Source organism: Okeania sp. SIO2C2, assembly GCF_010692625.1.
Lineage (GTDB): Bacteria > Cyanobacteriota > Cyanobacteriia > Cyanobacteriales > Microcoleaceae > Okeania > Okeania hirsuta.
Window position 1 is genome coordinate 469,824 of the sequence record NZ_JAAHGM010000011.1, and the last position, 17,582, is coordinate 487,405.

At 35.8% G+C, this 17,582-nt stretch carries 5 protein-coding genes and 1 pseudogene; 3 read left to right on the forward strand and 3 right to left on the reverse strand.

Annotated features, from left to right (window positions below; translation table 11 throughout):
* The first annotated feature begins 306 nt into the window (after positions 1-306).
* Positions 307-2,535 carry an amino acid permease gene (locus F6K18_RS12775; protein WP_287521245.1) on the forward strand — a complete coding sequence of 743 codons (2,229 nt, stop codon included), beginning with the start codon at positions 307-309 and terminating at the stop codon, positions 2,533-2,535.
* A 372-nt stretch (positions 2,536-2,907) separates the two neighbouring features.
* Here the strand turns inward: F6K18_RS12775 and F6K18_RS12780 are convergent, their stop codons facing one another.
* Positions 2,908-3,306, reverse strand: coding sequence for a response regulator (locus F6K18_RS12780; RefSeq protein ID WP_287273528.1), 399 nt, complete (start codon positions 3,304-3,306; stop codon positions 2,908-2,910).
* 1,736 nt (positions 3,307-5,042) lie between these two features.
* Between F6K18_RS12780 and F6K18_RS12785 the strand changes: the two genes are divergently transcribed.
* Entirely contained in the window at positions 5,043-7,649 is a 2,607-nt protein-coding gene (locus F6K18_RS12785) for a DNA topoisomerase (ATP-hydrolyzing) subunit A (protein ID WP_287521247.1), read from the forward strand.
* A gap of 1,072 nt (positions 7,650-8,721) precedes the next feature.
* Positions 8,722-9,760, forward strand: a pseudogene (locus F6K18_RS12790) (transposase).
* A gap of 52 nt (positions 9,761-9,812) precedes the next feature.
* On the opposite strand, the gene F6K18_RS12795 reads toward F6K18_RS12790, so the two are convergent.
* Positions 9,813-10,535: an ADP-ribosylation family protein gene (locus F6K18_RS12795; protein WP_287521248.1), complete on the reverse strand. Its 723-nt coding sequence runs from the start codon at positions 10,533-10,535 to the stop codon at positions 9,813-9,815.
* An 88-nt stretch (positions 10,536-10,623) separates the two neighbouring features.
* Positions 10,624-17,385, reverse strand: coding sequence for a DNA polymerase III subunit alpha (dnaE, locus tag F6K18_RS36590; RefSeq protein ID WP_353735060.1), 6,762 nt, complete (start codon positions 17,383-17,385; stop codon positions 10,624-10,626).
* Between the last annotated feature and the right edge of the window lie 197 nt (positions 17,386-17,582).

Here is a 17,582-nt window from a genome sequence, read left to right on the forward strand (position 1 = left end):
GCTATTAGCTATCAGCTATTAATTTTGAGGAAGGTAAAAGCAACCTTTGAAATTGAAAAAGAATAAAAAGTTACTGCCATGGGTCCCAGGATAAAACCTGAGAAATAATTATTCATTACTAATTGCTGATAGCTGACTGCTGATAGCTGAATGCTTACCCTATTATTTATTGGTATGCAATATTTTAAGTTGAAACACTATCTAAAATCTAAAACTTGAAAGCTAGGACATAAAGCAAAGATAAATATTTAATTAAATGTTATAGATAACTTGAAATAGAAGTTAAAATATCAAAATTTTGTATGTATGAAGCTATTTAAAAAACCATCAGAAGAAACACAATCAATTCCAAAAACTATTTCTGACAACAGTAATGAAACAGGTTTAGGAACATTTGGTGGTGTTTATACTCCCTCAATTTTGACAATTTTGGGTGTAATTATGTACCTCCGCTTTGGGTGGGTAGTAGGTAATGTTGGTTTATTGGGGACTTTGATTATCGTCACTTTGTCCACAGCAATTACCTTTCTAACTTCTTTGTCAGTCAGCGCGATCGCTACAGATCGAATAGTCAGAGGAGGTGGTGCCTACTATATGATTAGTCGGTCTCTAGGTATTGAAACAGGTGGTGCAGTAGGAATACCACTATACTTTGCCCAAGCTCTATCAGTAGCTCTTTATACTATTGGTTTTGCAGAAAGCTTAGTAGATGCCTTTGGTGGCCTTAACCAACTATATGTAGCTCTGATTACAACTATAGCAGTGGCAGTCTTAGCCATAACTTCGGCAGAAATTGCTATTAAGGCCCAGTATTTTATTATGGCTGCAATAGTTCTATCTCTAGTTTCATTTGCATTCGGACATCCCCTAGAAACAACAAACATAGAAATATCGGGAGCTTCAGAGATAGTATCAGAACCATTTTGGACAGTTTTTGCGGTCTTCTTTCCAGCCGTAACAGGTATTATGGCAGGGGTGAGTATGTCTGGAGACTTGCGAGAACCTAGCCGTTCAATTCCTGTAGGTACTTTGGCAGCTGTTGGTACAGGGTATTTAGTCTATATGGTACTACCAATTATCCTGGCTATGCGGGCGGATGCTACTACTTTAATTGAACAACCTCTGGTGATGAAAGAAATGGCTTTTTGGGGACCAGCAATTTTGTTGGGAGTTTGGGGGGCTACTCTTTCGAGCGCGATCGGTAGTATTCTGGGAGCGCCAAGGGTTTTACAAGCTTTAGCAAGAGATGGAGTTTTACCTAGTTGGTTGTCTTTTCTAGGTAATGGCAATGGGCCAAATGATGAACCGAGGATTGGTACAGCGGTAACTTTAGGTGTAGCTACTGCCACGGTTTGTATTGGTGACCTAAATATTATTGCCCCAGTGCTGACAATGTTCTTTTTGACAACTTATATGGTTTTAAATGTTTCAGCGGGTATAGAAGGCTTTTTACAAAGCCCCTCTTTTCGTCCTACATTTCAAGTCCATTGGTCATTATCAATGTTGGGAGCGCTTGGTTGTCTGGCAGTGATGTTTTTGATTAATGCTGTGGCTACAGTTATTGCTGCTTTGATAGTGCTAGCAATATTTATCTGGCTACAGCGACGGGAGTTAGAGACAACTTGGGGGGATGCTAGACGTGGAATATGGATGGCATTGGTGCGGGAAGGAATTCTTCAATTAGGTGAGGAAGATACTAAAAATTGGCGGCCACATATTTTAGTTTTGTCTGGGATAGCGAAAAAACGCTGGCTATTGATTCAGTTTGCAGATGACCTGACTCATAACCGAGGCATGATTACTATTTGTAGTGTTCTACCTAGTGCGTCTCGTGATGTGTCTCAGCAAAGTGATATGCAAGATACGATTCGTGAGTATTTGGACAAGCGAGGAGTACAAGCTCTGGTGCGAGTAGTTACTGCTACAGACTTTTTTGATGGTGCTAAACTCTTGGTGGAAACTTATGGCATTGGGCCACTAACGCCAAATACTGTTGTACTTGGAGATAGTCAGGAACCTTCTAGGCGTCATCGCTACTGTCAGTTGATTGGTCATATTCATAAGGCTAAGAAAAATGTAGTGATTTTTCGAGAAGACAGTGATCGTGGTTTTGGTCAACATCGTCAAATTGATGTCTGGTGGGGTGGTTTACAAAATAATGGTGGCTTAATGTTACTTCTTGCATATTTGCTGCGTACAGATATTGATTGGCGGAATGCGGAAATTTATTTGAAACTTGTAGTACCCGAACAAGCTGCTATTCAACCAACTCAGGCAAATGTTGATAGTGTGATTCGAGGTTTACGAATTAGTGCTGTATCTCAAATTTTGGTTTCTAATGGTCGTTCTTTCTATGACATCTTGCATGAGTCTTCTCAAAATGCTGACTTGATTTTTCTGGGAATTCGGACTCCTGGGGAGAATTTTACTCAATATTATGAGGATTTACAGTCCAAAACGGCTAATCTTCCCAGTACAGTATTTGTTTTAGCAGCACCAGGTTTTTCTTATGGTGAAGTTCTCAGCGATCGCTAATTTTCACAGAAGTCATATCATGTCCGGTTGAATAATTAGACTTTGGTGTACAGAAGCTAGCTATGCTTGAGGCAGGAAGCAGAAGGTTTTCTTCTATTGTCAACTTAATTTTATACACGCTCCGATGCTGCCGGACATGATATCAGGGAATAGGGAGTAGGGAGATAAAATTGTTGATTTCATACTTTCATAAATAATATATATCCCGCTCCAAAAATGTAAAAATTGGAGCAGGATTCTCATGTGAAAATAACACAGGATAACTAAAGTTGTCTAGTCTAAACGACTCCCTTGTCTTCATTACCCGGTTAAAACATGGGGACTTTCAACATCCCTTTTCGGTAAAGTTTGTGGTCATTTTTTAGACAATAGTTAATCAGGAGGTAACAATGCCTTAATCTGACTGACAAATTCTTGATGATCCACTACTGGTTTAGAAATATAACTATCCGCACCACTTTGCTTCAAAAAAGATTCTCGATCACCTGCCATAGCATGAGCTGTCACTAATATGATTGGTATTTTATCCGTTTTAGGGTCAGCTTTAAGAATTTGAGTAATTTTAATCCCATCAACAGATTTACCCTGGTAAACACTACGAGCTAGAGAAACGTCCATCAAAATCAAGTCTGCTTCTCCTGAGTTAGCCATTTTTACTACTTCTTCCACATCTTCTGTGTGCTTCACAGCTAAACCACCTCTTTTGGTCAAAATCTTGGAAAAAACTCTAGCATTAACTTGATCGTCTTCTACAATCAAAACAGTTTTCATATAAGTCTCCCGTTAAATACCTGTTAAGTTTAAAAACCCCATTATAAAGTTTAGACTAAATTTTCTTATAGATAGGGAAAGCCAACTTAGTTTAACCAGTTTCAGTTTAATCAATTAAAAATTACATAATGATTTACTAAACTGAATAAGTAGCTATTGTTTTAAATTTTTATAATATACATCTGGCGGTCGTAAAAAATAATATCAATTATCCCACAGAAATTATCAATTCTTTCCTCCTACTCCCTACTCCCTATGCGTGGTGGAGATGTCTAATAGTTATCTGTAAGTTTTTGGACATTTACCTCACTAGTCCAGGATGGCGGAAATAACTGACCAGTTAAAAAATCCTAAAACAATTACAAATCAAAAATGATTGACTTTGTAAATGCATGACTTTTAACTTCTGTGTAGCGGCACCAGAGAGAAGCTTAATAGTCCAATCTTATTGGGATAAAGATTGAGAAGATATTTTCTTCTGCCTGCTATGATGATGGGAAAAGTAATCTATAAATACTACTTTTATCAGCTCCAATGCGGGAATATAAAATATTAATAATCATACATTTTTATCAAAATAAGATTTCAATTCCTTCAGCATAATTGAGGTTAACATACTTTACCTTAATATATTTGTATAACTATCTAAAGTGGTATAGCAAATATTTTAGTTCTACATAGCCTTCAAAGTATTAGTAGGCTAAGTAGATAATATTTTAAGCTTTAATCCCAGTTTGTGCTCGTCGATCAAATATAAATAATTATTCCTATAATCAACTACGATCAAAAGATTTGAGGTGTGTTATTCCAATTTTTTGGAAAAAGAATGTTACCAATAATAAGGGCAGTTCAAAGACACCTGTAGGAGATATCCTTTAGACCAAAAAGATAAATTATGACTTAATAAATGGTATCAAAGCTATTCATTCTGTACATTGCTAATTCCATAGCTTCCCTACCTGTAGGGGGAAACTGCCGTTAGCCACTACCACTGACTTCTAAGAAATAACCTAGTTATTTGTAGCAAATATTTATCAAAATAATTGGGTCTAAAACCCCGCCTTTTAAGGGAAAAATTTTTTGGAGCGGCGCTCAAATTCCCGTTACAAAAATAACTTCTGACTTCTGACTTCTGACTTCTGAGTTCGTTAACGCACTTGGTATTAGTTACTATCTTCAAAAAATCTTGTGTACATTAAAAAAAATCGATAAAAAAAGCTACGAATGTGAGGAAAATTCAACAATTAATAATGAATAATTAATAATTAACAATTACCTCTTCTTTTAAAGGATAGGATTGACGCAGAGCGTGATTTTTTTTTCTTTTTTATCCTTTAAAGGAGAGGATTTTCACCTTAATTACTCGGTGAAAATATTAAATTTACTTTGCCTGAATTAGAAAAAAACATCCTTCAATAACACTCCAATTAATAAACTGATGTGCATATTAAGTTGGGTACTCCTTGTTACCTTTGAGAAAATTTAGGTATTCCATGCTGAAAATCTTAAATTGTCATAACATTTGGACTTAGTCTCTCAATTGTGCTTTGTGATTTGACATTGCTGAATTAAGGTATGAAAGTAGGTTTATAGGGAATAGGGAACACTTAACTGGGAACAGTTAATATTAACAAGTAGTTCAAACCATCCAAAATACAAAATCCAAAAGTATCAAATCATACCCAAAATCAGCAACGCCCGTCATTTTTGATAAATCGTAATCTAAATAGCAACTCATGGCCAAACAATTAAATCTACTTTCCGGACAAGTCATTACTGCAGCGCTGCATATTGAAATGCAGCAATCATATCTTGAATACGCCATGAGTGTGATTGTCGGTAGAGCTTTGCCAGATGTCCGAGATGGACAAAAGCCAGTGCATCGTCGAATTCTATACGCCATGCATGAACTTGGTCTCACCCCAGACAGACCATTTCGTAAATGCGCCAGGGTGGTTGGGGATGTTTTGGGAAAATATCATCCTCACGGCGACCAAGCTGTTTATGATGCCATGGTACGGATGATTCAAGACTTTTCCAGTCGTTATCCATTAATTGATGGACATGGTAACTTTGGCTCAATAGATAATGACCCTGCTGCTGCTATGCGCTATACAGAAAGTCGTTTGGCATCTATTAGCAATGAAGGCTTACTTACCCAAATTAGTGAGGCTACAGTTGATTATACCAACAACTTTGATGGTTCTCAGCAAGAACCTACAGTATTGCCGGCACAACTACCTTTTTTATTACTTAATGGCTCTTCTGGTATTGCAGTGGGAATGGCGACTAATGTTCCGCCACATAATCTGGGAGAAGTAGTGGATGGCCTTATTGCTTTAATTGATAATCCTAATCTTTCTGATGAAAGGTTATTTAGATTGATTCCTGGGCCTGATTTTCCTACTGGTGGGGAAATTGTTAGTACTGACGGAATTATTGATGCTTATACCAAAGGTAGAGGTAGTATTCCTATCAGGGGAGTGGCTACTATTGAGGAAGTTCCTACAGCTCGTGGGCGTCGCACAAAAAGGGCTATTGTGGTGACAGAGTTGCCTTATCAGGTTAATAAAGCGGGTTGGATTGAAAAAACTGCAGATTTGGTTAATGCGGGTAAAATAGAGGGTATTTCTGATTTGCGAGATGAGAGCGATCGCTCTGGTATTAGGGTTGTAATTGAGCTTAAACGTGAAGCTGACCCTAGTGTTGTACTTCACCATCTTTATCAGCACACTGATTTACTTTCAAAGTTTGGTGCTATTATGTTGGCTTTGGTTGATGCACAACCACGACAGTTATCTCTACGAGAGTTGTTACAGGAGTTTATTAGTTTTAGGGAACAAACTTTAACTCGTCGCTACAGCAATGATTTGGAAATAGCTCAAGGTAGGTGTCATATAGTTGAGGGTTTGCTGAAAGCTTTAAAAGATTTGGATGCTACGATTGATATTCTCAGAAATGCTCCTGATGGTAGTAGTGCTAAGGTGAGTTTCCAAGAAAGTTTGGGTTTGAGTGAAAATCAAGCTGATGCTATTCTGGCAATGCCAATGCGTAGACTGACTGGTTTGGAAAGACAAAAATTGGAGGAGGAATATGAGCAACTGAGAGGGAAAATACAAGAGTTACAGGGTTTATTGAGCGATCGCCGTTTACTTCTAAGATCGCTGAAAAAAGAATTACGGACTCTAAAACGCAAGTATGGCGATCCTAGACGTACTAGAATTATTGTTCAAGGGGAATCAAATGTTTCTGTTTCTCAACAGAAAAGCAATGTAGAAATTGGTAGTCAAGAAATAAATAAGGAAGCTAAAGGTAGAGGTAGAAAATCAAAAGGTACAGCTGTTGAATCACAATTTTTGACTTTGGAAGCTGCTCCACCACCGACTGAAGAGGTTGTTATAGAATTTACTCACCGAGGATATGTAAGACGATTACTTGCTAAAGAATTTGAGAAGCATCAAATTGATAAAAAATCTAATATTACTGTTGAAAATAATGATGATTTTACTATTAATATTATTGAGGCAACTACAGACCAAACTTTAGTGGTATTGACTCGTACTGGTAAAGCTTATCCTCTGAAGGTAAATGATATTCCTTCTGGTTCTAATCGTTCGACAACACGACATGAATATAAGGGTGTACCTTTAGTAACATTATTATCACCGTCAGCAACTAAAGAAATGACAGATGCTCGTCAGGAGTTTATTATTGCTCAATTTGTTTTACAGGAGGCTGAAGAAAATAAGGATTTAATCATGTTGACTCAAAATGGTAAAATTAAGCGTTTATCTTTGTCTGATTTAAGTGATATTACAAATCGCGGTATAACAGTAATTAAACTAAAGGAAGATGATGAATTACGTTATGCTAATTTGGCTCAGGTAGGGGAACAAGTAGTTTTGGCAACTTCTGGGGGGAGATTATTAAGATTAGAAATAGATGAGGAACAGTTACCTTTAATGGGACGTACTGCACAGGGGTCTCAAGCAACAAGATTAAGAAAACAAGAGGAGTTAGTCGGTTGTGTGACTTTGGATGGAGAAAGCAATTTATTTTTAGTTTCTGAACAGGGTTATGGAAAGCGTATTGCTATTGCTTCGTTGCGAGTTGCTAACCGTGGTGGTATTGGTCAGAATGCTTTTCAGTTTACTAGACAAACTGATGTTTTGGCGGGAATAGTTGTTGGTGGGTCGGATGTAGTAGTTCAGATGTTAACAACTGATGGTAAGGTATGTGGAATGATGGTGGATTCGGTTAAAGTTTATGGGCAGGATGATAGGGGGAGTAGGTTGGTGAAATTGGGGGCAAAGGAGAGGATTATTAAGGTGGTTGGTTACTGATAGATTGTATTATGTTTGGTTAAAAGTTTTAACTTTGGTTAAAGAATGGCAAGAGGGAGAAGAAAAGTTCTCACGGAGAAAGTTTTTTATAACTAATTATTCTGACTTTATGTGATAGTGCTTTTCACTTTTAAGTTCTACATTCTGAACTTCATCTTATTGCACAAAAGATTATCTTTTAGGAAACAGAGGTTTAGATTAGTCTGTATTCAAATAAGTAATACCAAATTGATAAATTTTTGCTACCAATAGCTAGGGTATTTCTTAGGAGTCAGGTAGGGGAGCCGTCGGATTGGCGACGTACAGGAGTCAGGAGTCAGAATGAATAGCTTTAATACCATTTATTAGGTCGTAAGTTATCTTTTTAGTCAAAGGGACATCTCCTGTAAAGTCTTTTGATTGCCCTTATATTTATAACATTCTTTTTTCACAATGGTATAATACCAAATTGATAAATTTTTGCTACCAATAGCTAGGGTATTTCTTAGAAGTCAGGAGTCAGGAGGAAATAAAGAATAAGATAGATTCCAGTTTAGACTTCTTGTGAGTCAGTCATGTCCACCCATTCAATTTCCCTGTTATTGTAGTGAATCTCAAGAATGTGTAACAATTTTTTACGCTGGAGTACAGTGTAAGCTTTTTTAAGTAAATTGTAGGCTCTCTCAGAATATTTTTCACCACCCCAGTACCATAAAGATCGACCTGCCTTTAAGGCAGGTACTACGTTATCATCTGTACATTCATCAAGAAGTGCTTTGTATCCTTCATTGCTACGTTTACTATCAGGACTTACGCCAAGACACTATATATAGCGTATGCTCAATAGAGCGATCGCTTAACCGATTATAGCGATCGCCTCAAAACAAGTATCATAATCAGGACTTACACAAACACACTATATATATTCATAAATTACACAAACACACTATATATAGTATTACCTCTCAAGGTTGATCTATTTAGCGATCGCTTGAAAAAAATCTAAAAATTTTAAAAGCTTAACTCAAGTTACTTGATATTATTGGGTATAGTAATTTAGTATACCCAATAATTATTGATCAATATATTTAAGATGAATTTTAATTATTTAAAATATTGTCAGTATTTAATAAGTAGCCAGAAAAATTATACTCTGACAAATCTTGCTGATCATCTGGAAGAAGTTAGCCATGATAGCGTAGCTTTGCGTCAGCAATCAAATTAACCGTCCCATACAAAAATCTTGATTTAGGAGCATAAATTTTGTGGCAAAATGTGCAGGAGGAAATTATAACTACTGAAGATGGTTATTTAATTTTTGATGATACAGTTATCAATAAAAAATATTCCCAAGAAATAGAACTTGTTCGACGTCAGTATAGCGGTAACGAACATAGGGTAGTTCGTGGAATAGGAATAGTTAACTGCCTATATTTTAATCCTCATTCTAGTTCAATTCTGGATTTCGCGATTATCGTATATATGATCCAGAGAGTGATGAAAAGAGTAAAATAGATCATGTAGAAGAAATGATGGTTGATGTAGTAAAAAAGAAGAAAATACGAGTAAAAACAGTATTAATGGATAGCTGGTATGCAACCCAAAGACTTATGGCCTTAGTGGATAATTTAGGTAAAATTTACTATTGTCCGTTAAAAAGGAATCGTTTAGTAGACGATACCGGAGGTATAAAAAAATATCAAAACCTGGAAGAATTAACATGGAATGAGTGGGAATTAGTATCAGGAAAAATTCTTAAAGTTAAAGGTTTTCCTAGAGATAAAAAAGTCAAATTATTCTGGGTTACTGTTTCCACAAACAGAACAGAATATATTGCTACTAACGACCTGAATCAATCCTGTAATGATGACGTAGAGTTGGAAATCCCAACTCGATGGAAAATAGAAGAATTTCACAGAGAAATTAAACAATTAACAGGACTGGAGCGTTGTCAATGTCGTTTGAATCAAATCCAAAGAAATCATATTGCTTGTGCTATGTTAGCTGGGAATTATTTGAAGAAATTGGCAACTATTATTGGTCGAACTATTTATAAGCTTAAGCATCAATTATTGTCTAAGTATCTATTCTCTGAACTGAAATATCCTTCAATCAAAATCACACTTATTTAACTTGTTAAAAGTTGAGTTTTGGTGAGAAAATTTAGGGGGATCGCATTAAAATTTAACTAGCGTTAGCGGAGCTTTGCGTCAGCAATCGCTCTATTGAGCATACGCTATATATAGTGTCTTTGCGTAAGTCCTGACTATAAACCTTTGATGATTCATTTCTGCGGAACTTTTCAGGTACACAAAGTCCCAAACCACTATCTGATGAAACGCTCTCTACTCGATTTTCGACAATCTCTATTGAATGCTTGCCTATATAATCTTGAATGCGTTCTAAAAATCTATTAATTCTACTTTTAGTCTCTAGATAATCTTCATCCTCATCCTCTGGAAAATCTGCAAGACATTCATCACAATATTCAAGTTCTTCTTCGCACCGATCAATAAGTGCTGAGAAAATGCTGCTGTAGACCGTTATTTGATCACCATCATTGTTATAGTATGACGCAGCACCTCGAAAACCAACAGAAGGGTCATCAAGTAGAAGTCCCCAGTGCAAGCCATCACAATCTCCATGTAAGTATGTAAAAAATTCTGGTAAATCTCGATAGTAGCGAAAATGAAGAAGTGCTAATTTCTTAAAATTTTCAGTTAGTAATTTTGGGTTTAATATCAAGCTCAATAGTCCAGAAGGAGATACATGAACTGTACCTAAATCAATCTCCAATTCTTCTTCTGGATAGTTTTGTAAAAAATCAGCTAATTGAAAGATTGAAGTTGGAAAATCTATATTATAATAACCTTTTAGCAAGCTTTGAATATCTGCAAACTTTTCCATAATTTTTTTTCTCTCTCAAGATAGAATATTCCAAAATTACCCCTATTCGCTATTACCTTATTTATAGATATTCAATCAAGATACGATCTTAGTAACTAATAATCTCTGCCTCAAGTCCTATAGCCTTAAAACTATTAATAGTTTTCTCCCCATCTTCTACCCAAAATTGCCGACCGAATTCTACAGACTTTTGTTCTTTATGATCAAATATTAATGCCCCTATTGCCACTTTTGCTTTTTCCCGATCGCCAGAAGATTGTTCTTCAAGAATAGCTTGAATTTGTTTAAATAAAGAATCATTTTCACGAATAATATTTACTGGTATTTGCAAGATAATTATTTGTCTTTGTTTAGCATAATTATTTTCAGTTATTAATAATTCAGCATCTTTTTTCGGAGGATTTTTTTGACTCTCTAATTGCTCTACTGGTTTTTCTACTTCTTCAACTATGTGATTAATTTTTATCTCTTCATTTCTCGATTCATTTTGATAATTATCTAATTCTGTCACTGGTTTTTCCTGTTGTTCCACTGCATCTGCCATTACCTTTTCTAATGCTTCAGCACTATCTACTAATAACTGACTTTCATCATCCTTATGATCAACTTTTCCACTCAAAACCAACAAAGCATTTTCTATCAGTAAATATTTAATTTCTTCATATATTTTGGGGAAAACTACCGCATCAACTTGCCCGGTCATATCTTCTATTTGCAGAAATGCCATAGGGTCGCCTTTTTTAGTAATATGATGTTTAATTCCAGTTAACATTACTACTAATTTTATAGCTGACTTAGATTTTTTTTCCGACATTTTGTCGATAGTAATAACATCCTGAATTTTATTTTGTTCATGTGCATATTTAAGAGGATTGTCTGATACATAAAATCCGAGAATTTCTTTTTCATACTGCAATTTTTCTTTCGCAGGAAAATCATCAACATGAGGATGTTTAGGGGCAGAATCAAAAGCTGGCATTGTTGTTTCTGCTACATCAAATAAACTTAATTGCCCCAGGTCTCGGTCTTTATTTCGGTCTTGTGCCCACTTCATTACACCATCTAAATTTTTAATTAATTGGTGACGGTTTGATTCAATTTTATCGAAAGCTCCACATTTAATTAAAGATTCTAAAGTACGACTATTAAGAGCATTAAGATTAACACGGTCGCATAGATCGGCTAAAGATTTAAATTCTCCTCCTTCTTTTCTTGCTTTTAAAATTGCTTTTATTGCTCCTTCGCCCACATTTTTTACTGCGGATAATCCAAATAAAATTTTATTTTTTACTTCTCCTGTAATTTCTTTTGGCAGGGGAGTAAAATCTACTTCTGAGCGATTAATATTTGGTGGTTCGACTTCAATATTAAATTTTTGACAATTAGCAATATATTTTTGTACTTTATCTTGGTCGCCACTATTAGCAGTAATTAGAGCTGCCATATATTCGACTGGATAATTAGCTTTTAAATAGGCAGTTTGATAAGCAACATAAGCATAAGCAGTCGAATGAGATTTGTTAAAACAATATTCAGCGAACTTAATCATCTGTTCAAACAAATCTTGTGCCACCCCGGAACTAACACCTCTTTGAGTCGCACCATCAATAAATATTTCTCGGTGCTTTTCCATTTCCGAGACCTTCTTTTTACCCATGCAGTTGTGAACTATAAAATCATTAGCAATGAAGTTATGAGTTTCGGGAATTGTCAAATCAAAAACTTCTTCTTTGCCAATATATTCTATAGAAGTAATCTCATCCCAAAACACTTCAGAATTAGCTATTGCTTTTAATTCTTCATCTGCAAAAGCTGTCGCAAAATTATTAACTTTATGATGGGATAAACTTCTAGTTGGGGTGTTTTGAAAATTCAAACCTGACGACATTGTGCCACGACATACACCCACAGCTTTATCTATTTCTGCCCAAGTCATTCCACTAGCTTTTTTAGCTTGTGCAATTAGGGTAATAATTTCTGGAGGTAGACAATGTTTAGATTGATTCTTTTGCTTATCTTTGATAACTAAATAACAACTTTGACAAATCTGCTTTTTGTAACTACTCAAATATGGCTGTATTAATTCACAAAACTTGAGCATATCCTCACGCCCTGTAATTTGAACCCGATAAGAAAAATAAGGCTCACCTAGATATTTGATCTTCTTAATATTGAACAGAGAAACAATACCTAAGCGTAGAAGTAAATGTTGGATTTGTATGACTAAAACTTCTGAGGTAGAGTTGTAATCAGTATGCCCAATTTTTTTGTCAAAACTACCGTCGGTTGACCATAAAATTCCTAAGAAAATTTGTAACTGACTCTTAGACAAAGAAAATACCCAATTAGGAATTTCTTTATCCCGTGAATTAGCACGTTTGAGATGATTATCTACCCAATTATTAAAAGCTGACAGAAAACCTATACGAACATAAATAACTGATTTTTTTCCTGGATGTAGTTGTTTATCAACAGGTGCTGAAGAGCCAAATAATTCTTCTGCGCAGCGATTAAAATCAGTAATTAATTCTGGATCACTATTACAGAAATAACTTCTGACTTCTGACTTCTGACTTCTAACTTCTAGATGTCCGTCACCTATTAAATAAGCAGTAAGTTTAATTTGAGCATCAGATATTTGACTACTATGATTAATCGGAATTTTTTTTGGTAAACCTAAGCGATCGCCTATTGAAAAATATTTTAATGGTTTCCATCCTAAAACTGTATAAAAAAGGTGGTCGTTTGTAGCTCTAATTTTCCTATTTGTACGAGTGGTAATTTCCCAAACATCTCGGACACCATTAGGATGAATTTCTGTTATTGGTTGTTCCAAAATTTTTTGACTTTTGGTGTCTAAAGAAAAAACTTTTCGACCCAACCAATACTCAGGTTTAGCAGCTATTTCTTTCAGACTAACCAAGTTGCCTGTTGCTGCATCTATTACTTTTGTGGAACCACTCAAACAACGGCGTAATAAATCTGCTTCTCCTAAAGAATATCCTGCCAAATCTTGAGCCATTTTCATAATTTGTTCTTGGTAACAATTATGAACAACTACCCCTTGAGCGAGAAAATAAGGTGAGCTTTGGTCTTCCATTTCTAAATCAAAACATTCCGCTTCTCCTGCTTGTTCTACCGAGACAACATAAACAAGTCTGGCATCTTGCAGATCGGTTTTTTCATAGATTTCCCGGTCAGACTCTTCCCCATTTTCCTGGTTGGTTTGATCTGATAAATTTGTCTGTTTAAATAAGGTGGATTTTTGCCGGGAAGACTCCAGACTTTCCAGACTCGGACTATTCGTCTGGGGAATTAAACCTTTTAAGTTAGTTGCCAAAGTTGAAGGGAAAATAGGTAGATAACTTTCCCTAATTTTTTGCCAATTTTCCTGGTTAGTTTGATCTGATAAATTTGTCTGTTTAAATAAGGTGGATTTTTGCCGGGAAGACTCCAGACTTTCCAGACTCGGACTATTTGTCTGGGGAATTAAATCTGAGAAATTCGCCTGTTTAAATAAGGTGGATTTTTGCCGGGAAGACTCCAGATTTTTCCGACTCGGACTATTTGTCTGGGGAATTAAACCTTTTAAGTTAGTTGCCAAGTTTGAAGGGAAAATAGGTAGATAACTTTCCCTAATTTTTTGCCAATTTTCCTGGTTAGTTTGATCTGATAAATTTGTCTGTTTAAATAAGGTGGATTTTTGCCGGGAAGACTCCAGACTTTTCCGACTCGAACTACCCCTATGACAAATGGAACCTTCTAAACCAGTTACTAAAACTAAAGAGGAAGTAGGTAGATAATTTTCATTAATCTCTTCTTTTTCTTCCTTTGGCATTTGGGAGTTTCCCAATAGATAAATAAACCGAGACCTATCAGAAACCCCAACATAATTATCCGCCAGATAATAATCAATTTTTAAGCTTCCCAAAAGCTTGCCAACTTGTGACAATAATCGAGCAGAAGAACTCTGATAATAAAACAACTTTTCCCTATCACAACCACCACTATCCCAGAGACCGTGCAACAAATCTATTCGGTCTTTTTCCGAATAATCCAAAATATCTTCTGGTAAATGCTTATCAACAGATTTTACCTGCCAACTCCTACCGCTATAAATACCATCCAAAAACTCGGTTAGGGGTGTAGCTTTGGATTGAGTATTGAACTTTGAATAGACATACCAGCCAGGAGTATCAAAATAATATTTAACTTCCGCGCCCCAAGTTTCATCAATCAAATTTGCCAGCCAAACAGCACCCTTTTCTGTTGAACAGGAAATATTGGGAATTGAAGAAACCAAAGAACCATTTCCGATTAATAACCCCAACAAATAAGCCTCATTTTTACGAAGTTGTTTCTGATTACTAGAAACTTGCCATTTTTCATAAACCGCAGAACCATACATAAGACCGTTCTTAACTCCCCTCACCTCAGATTTCAACTCCCAGGCAAACTTATCTCCTTCTGGAGTTAAAAAGCGATGGTTTTTTCCCGAATAAATTACCGTCCCACTAGACAAAGTAATCTTCAATATTTCCTTAACACCACTCCGCCACTGTCTAGCAACTTTTGCCTGCCAAACTTTCTTACCATCCGAAGTTAAAATTACCTCCCCACTCTTAACATTTTCGATCGCCTGCCTCGAACCATCTGGTTTATCAATTAAAGTTCCCTTTGGCAAACATAAAACTCCATAAGTTTCTTGCAAAATTGGTTCTAATTTTGGATCTTGATATTCAATTTTCTCCCGCCCATGTTTCCGGTCAATAAACTTTGGAATTAAACCAGCATCTAAAGGTCCGGGACGATACAAAGCCAAGATAGAAGAAATATCTTCAATAGAAGTAGGCTTCAATTTTTTCACCACATCTACCATGCCAGAAGATTCCAATTGAAATACTCCTTCCAAATCTCCAGACTTTATCAGTTCGTAGGTCTTTTTCACATCCTCTGGCATTTTCTTGATATTGCCTCTTGCTAAAATTTCCATTGCCTTTCTTTCATTAGCTGGCAACTCATCTGGAACCAAAGGAAGATGATGATTTTGCTCAATCAAATCGGCAGTATTCTGAATAATAGTTAAATTTTTCAATCCCAAAAAATCCATTTTCAACAAACCAAGGGATTCTATATCTTCCATGTGATACTGAGTAATCACAGCTCCATCATTATTCCTTTGTAAAGGCACAATTTCATCTAGGCGTTCCTTAGAAATTACTACCCCTGCCGCGTGTACTCCAAAAGTTTTATTAGTTCCCTCAATTCTAATTGCCATCTCTATCCATTGCCGGACAGAAACAGAAATTGTACTAACTTCTCCCCCTTCATTATCTTCTATTTGTATTTCTTTATTCTCAAAAGCTTCTTTAAATTCAGGGGAAGGAGTCTCATCAGAAATCATCACCTTTAACTTGGCTGGTTTACCCCTGGCAACAGGAATTAATTTTGCCATTTTATTGGCTTCCCCAAAAGAAACACCTAACACCCGACCCACATCTTTTAATACTGCCTTAGATGTCATTCGGTTAAAAGTAATAATTTGAGCAACTCTCTCTTCCCCATACCGTTCAGTCACATAATCAATCATTGCATCTCGGTTTTCAATACAAAAATCTGTATCAATATCTGGCATTGATTTCCGTTCGGGATTCAAAAATCTTTCAAATAATAAGCCATGATGTACCGGATCTATATTAGTAATCCGCAGAGAATAAGCAACTAATGAACCAGCAGCACTTCCCCTACCAGGTCCGACAGGAATATTGGCATCTCTTGCGTGTTTAATGTAATCCCAAACTACTAAAAAATATGTAGAAAATCCTTTCTCCTGGAGAACTTTCAATTCAGTTTCCATTCTCTCTTTGTAAGATACAGGAAGTTCATTTTTTTGTTTTAGTTTCAGCCGTTTTAATAATCCATCCCAAGCAAGTTCTTCTAGATAAGTATCAGCATTATGTTCTGGTGGAATAGGATAGTCAGGAATTCGTGGTTCTCCTAATATTCCTTCGTAGGCTTTAACTTTATTTGCTACTTCTAATGTATTAGCGATCGCCTCCTCTATAACTTTATCTTCTAGATGGTCTCGAAATAATAATTTCATCTCTTCAGCAGACTTTAAATATTCGGTGCCACTATACCGCATCCTTTTTTCTTCAGCTATTAATTTTTGAGTGTTAATACACAATAAAGCGTCGTGAGCTTCTACATCTCTACAGGAAATAAAATGAGAGTCGTTTGTCGCTACTATTTTTATCTTTAATTTGTCGGCAATTTTGACAATTCCAGTATTTACTACTCTATCTTCTTGGAAACCGTGGTCTTGTATTTCTAAATAGTAATCTTCTCCAAATAAATCTTTGTACCACTTAGCTACTTTCTTAGCTTCATCTAATTTTCCCTGCATAATATTTTGAGGTACTTCTCCTGCCAAACATCCGCTAGTTACTATCAAGCCTTCGTGATATTTTTCTAGTAATTCTTTGTTAATACAAGGTCGAGCAAATATACCTTTTCCTTGAAAACCATGCAGGTGAGAAAGAGTTGTTAATTTGACTAAATTTTTATAGCCTTGAGTATTTTTTGCTAATACGACCTGGTGAAACTTTTTGCCTCTTTGTTGTTTTTTAATATCTCCATCTATCACATACATTTCATTCCCAATTATGGGTTTAATTCCTTTATTTCTACAGAGTTTAATTAATTGAATCGCCCCATACATAACCCCGTGGTCTGTCAGAGCAATAGCTGGCATTCCTAGTTCTACCGCCCTATCTATTAATTGTGGTAATTGGGATGCCCCGTCTAATAGGCTATAGTCGCTATGAATATGTAGGCCAACAAATGACATTTTTTTTAGATTTTAGAATAAATATTATATGTAGCTTTATTTTATAGGGAAGAAGTAGGAAGGAAGAAGGAAGAAGGTTTATATTTAATTTTTGGTGCTGTTTGTTTGAGTGAAAGTCTTTACCTGTAAGCTTTTTAGGGTTTAATGAAAGACTTTCATAAATTAAGCTTATAAATTATGGCTAAATATATTTGGAA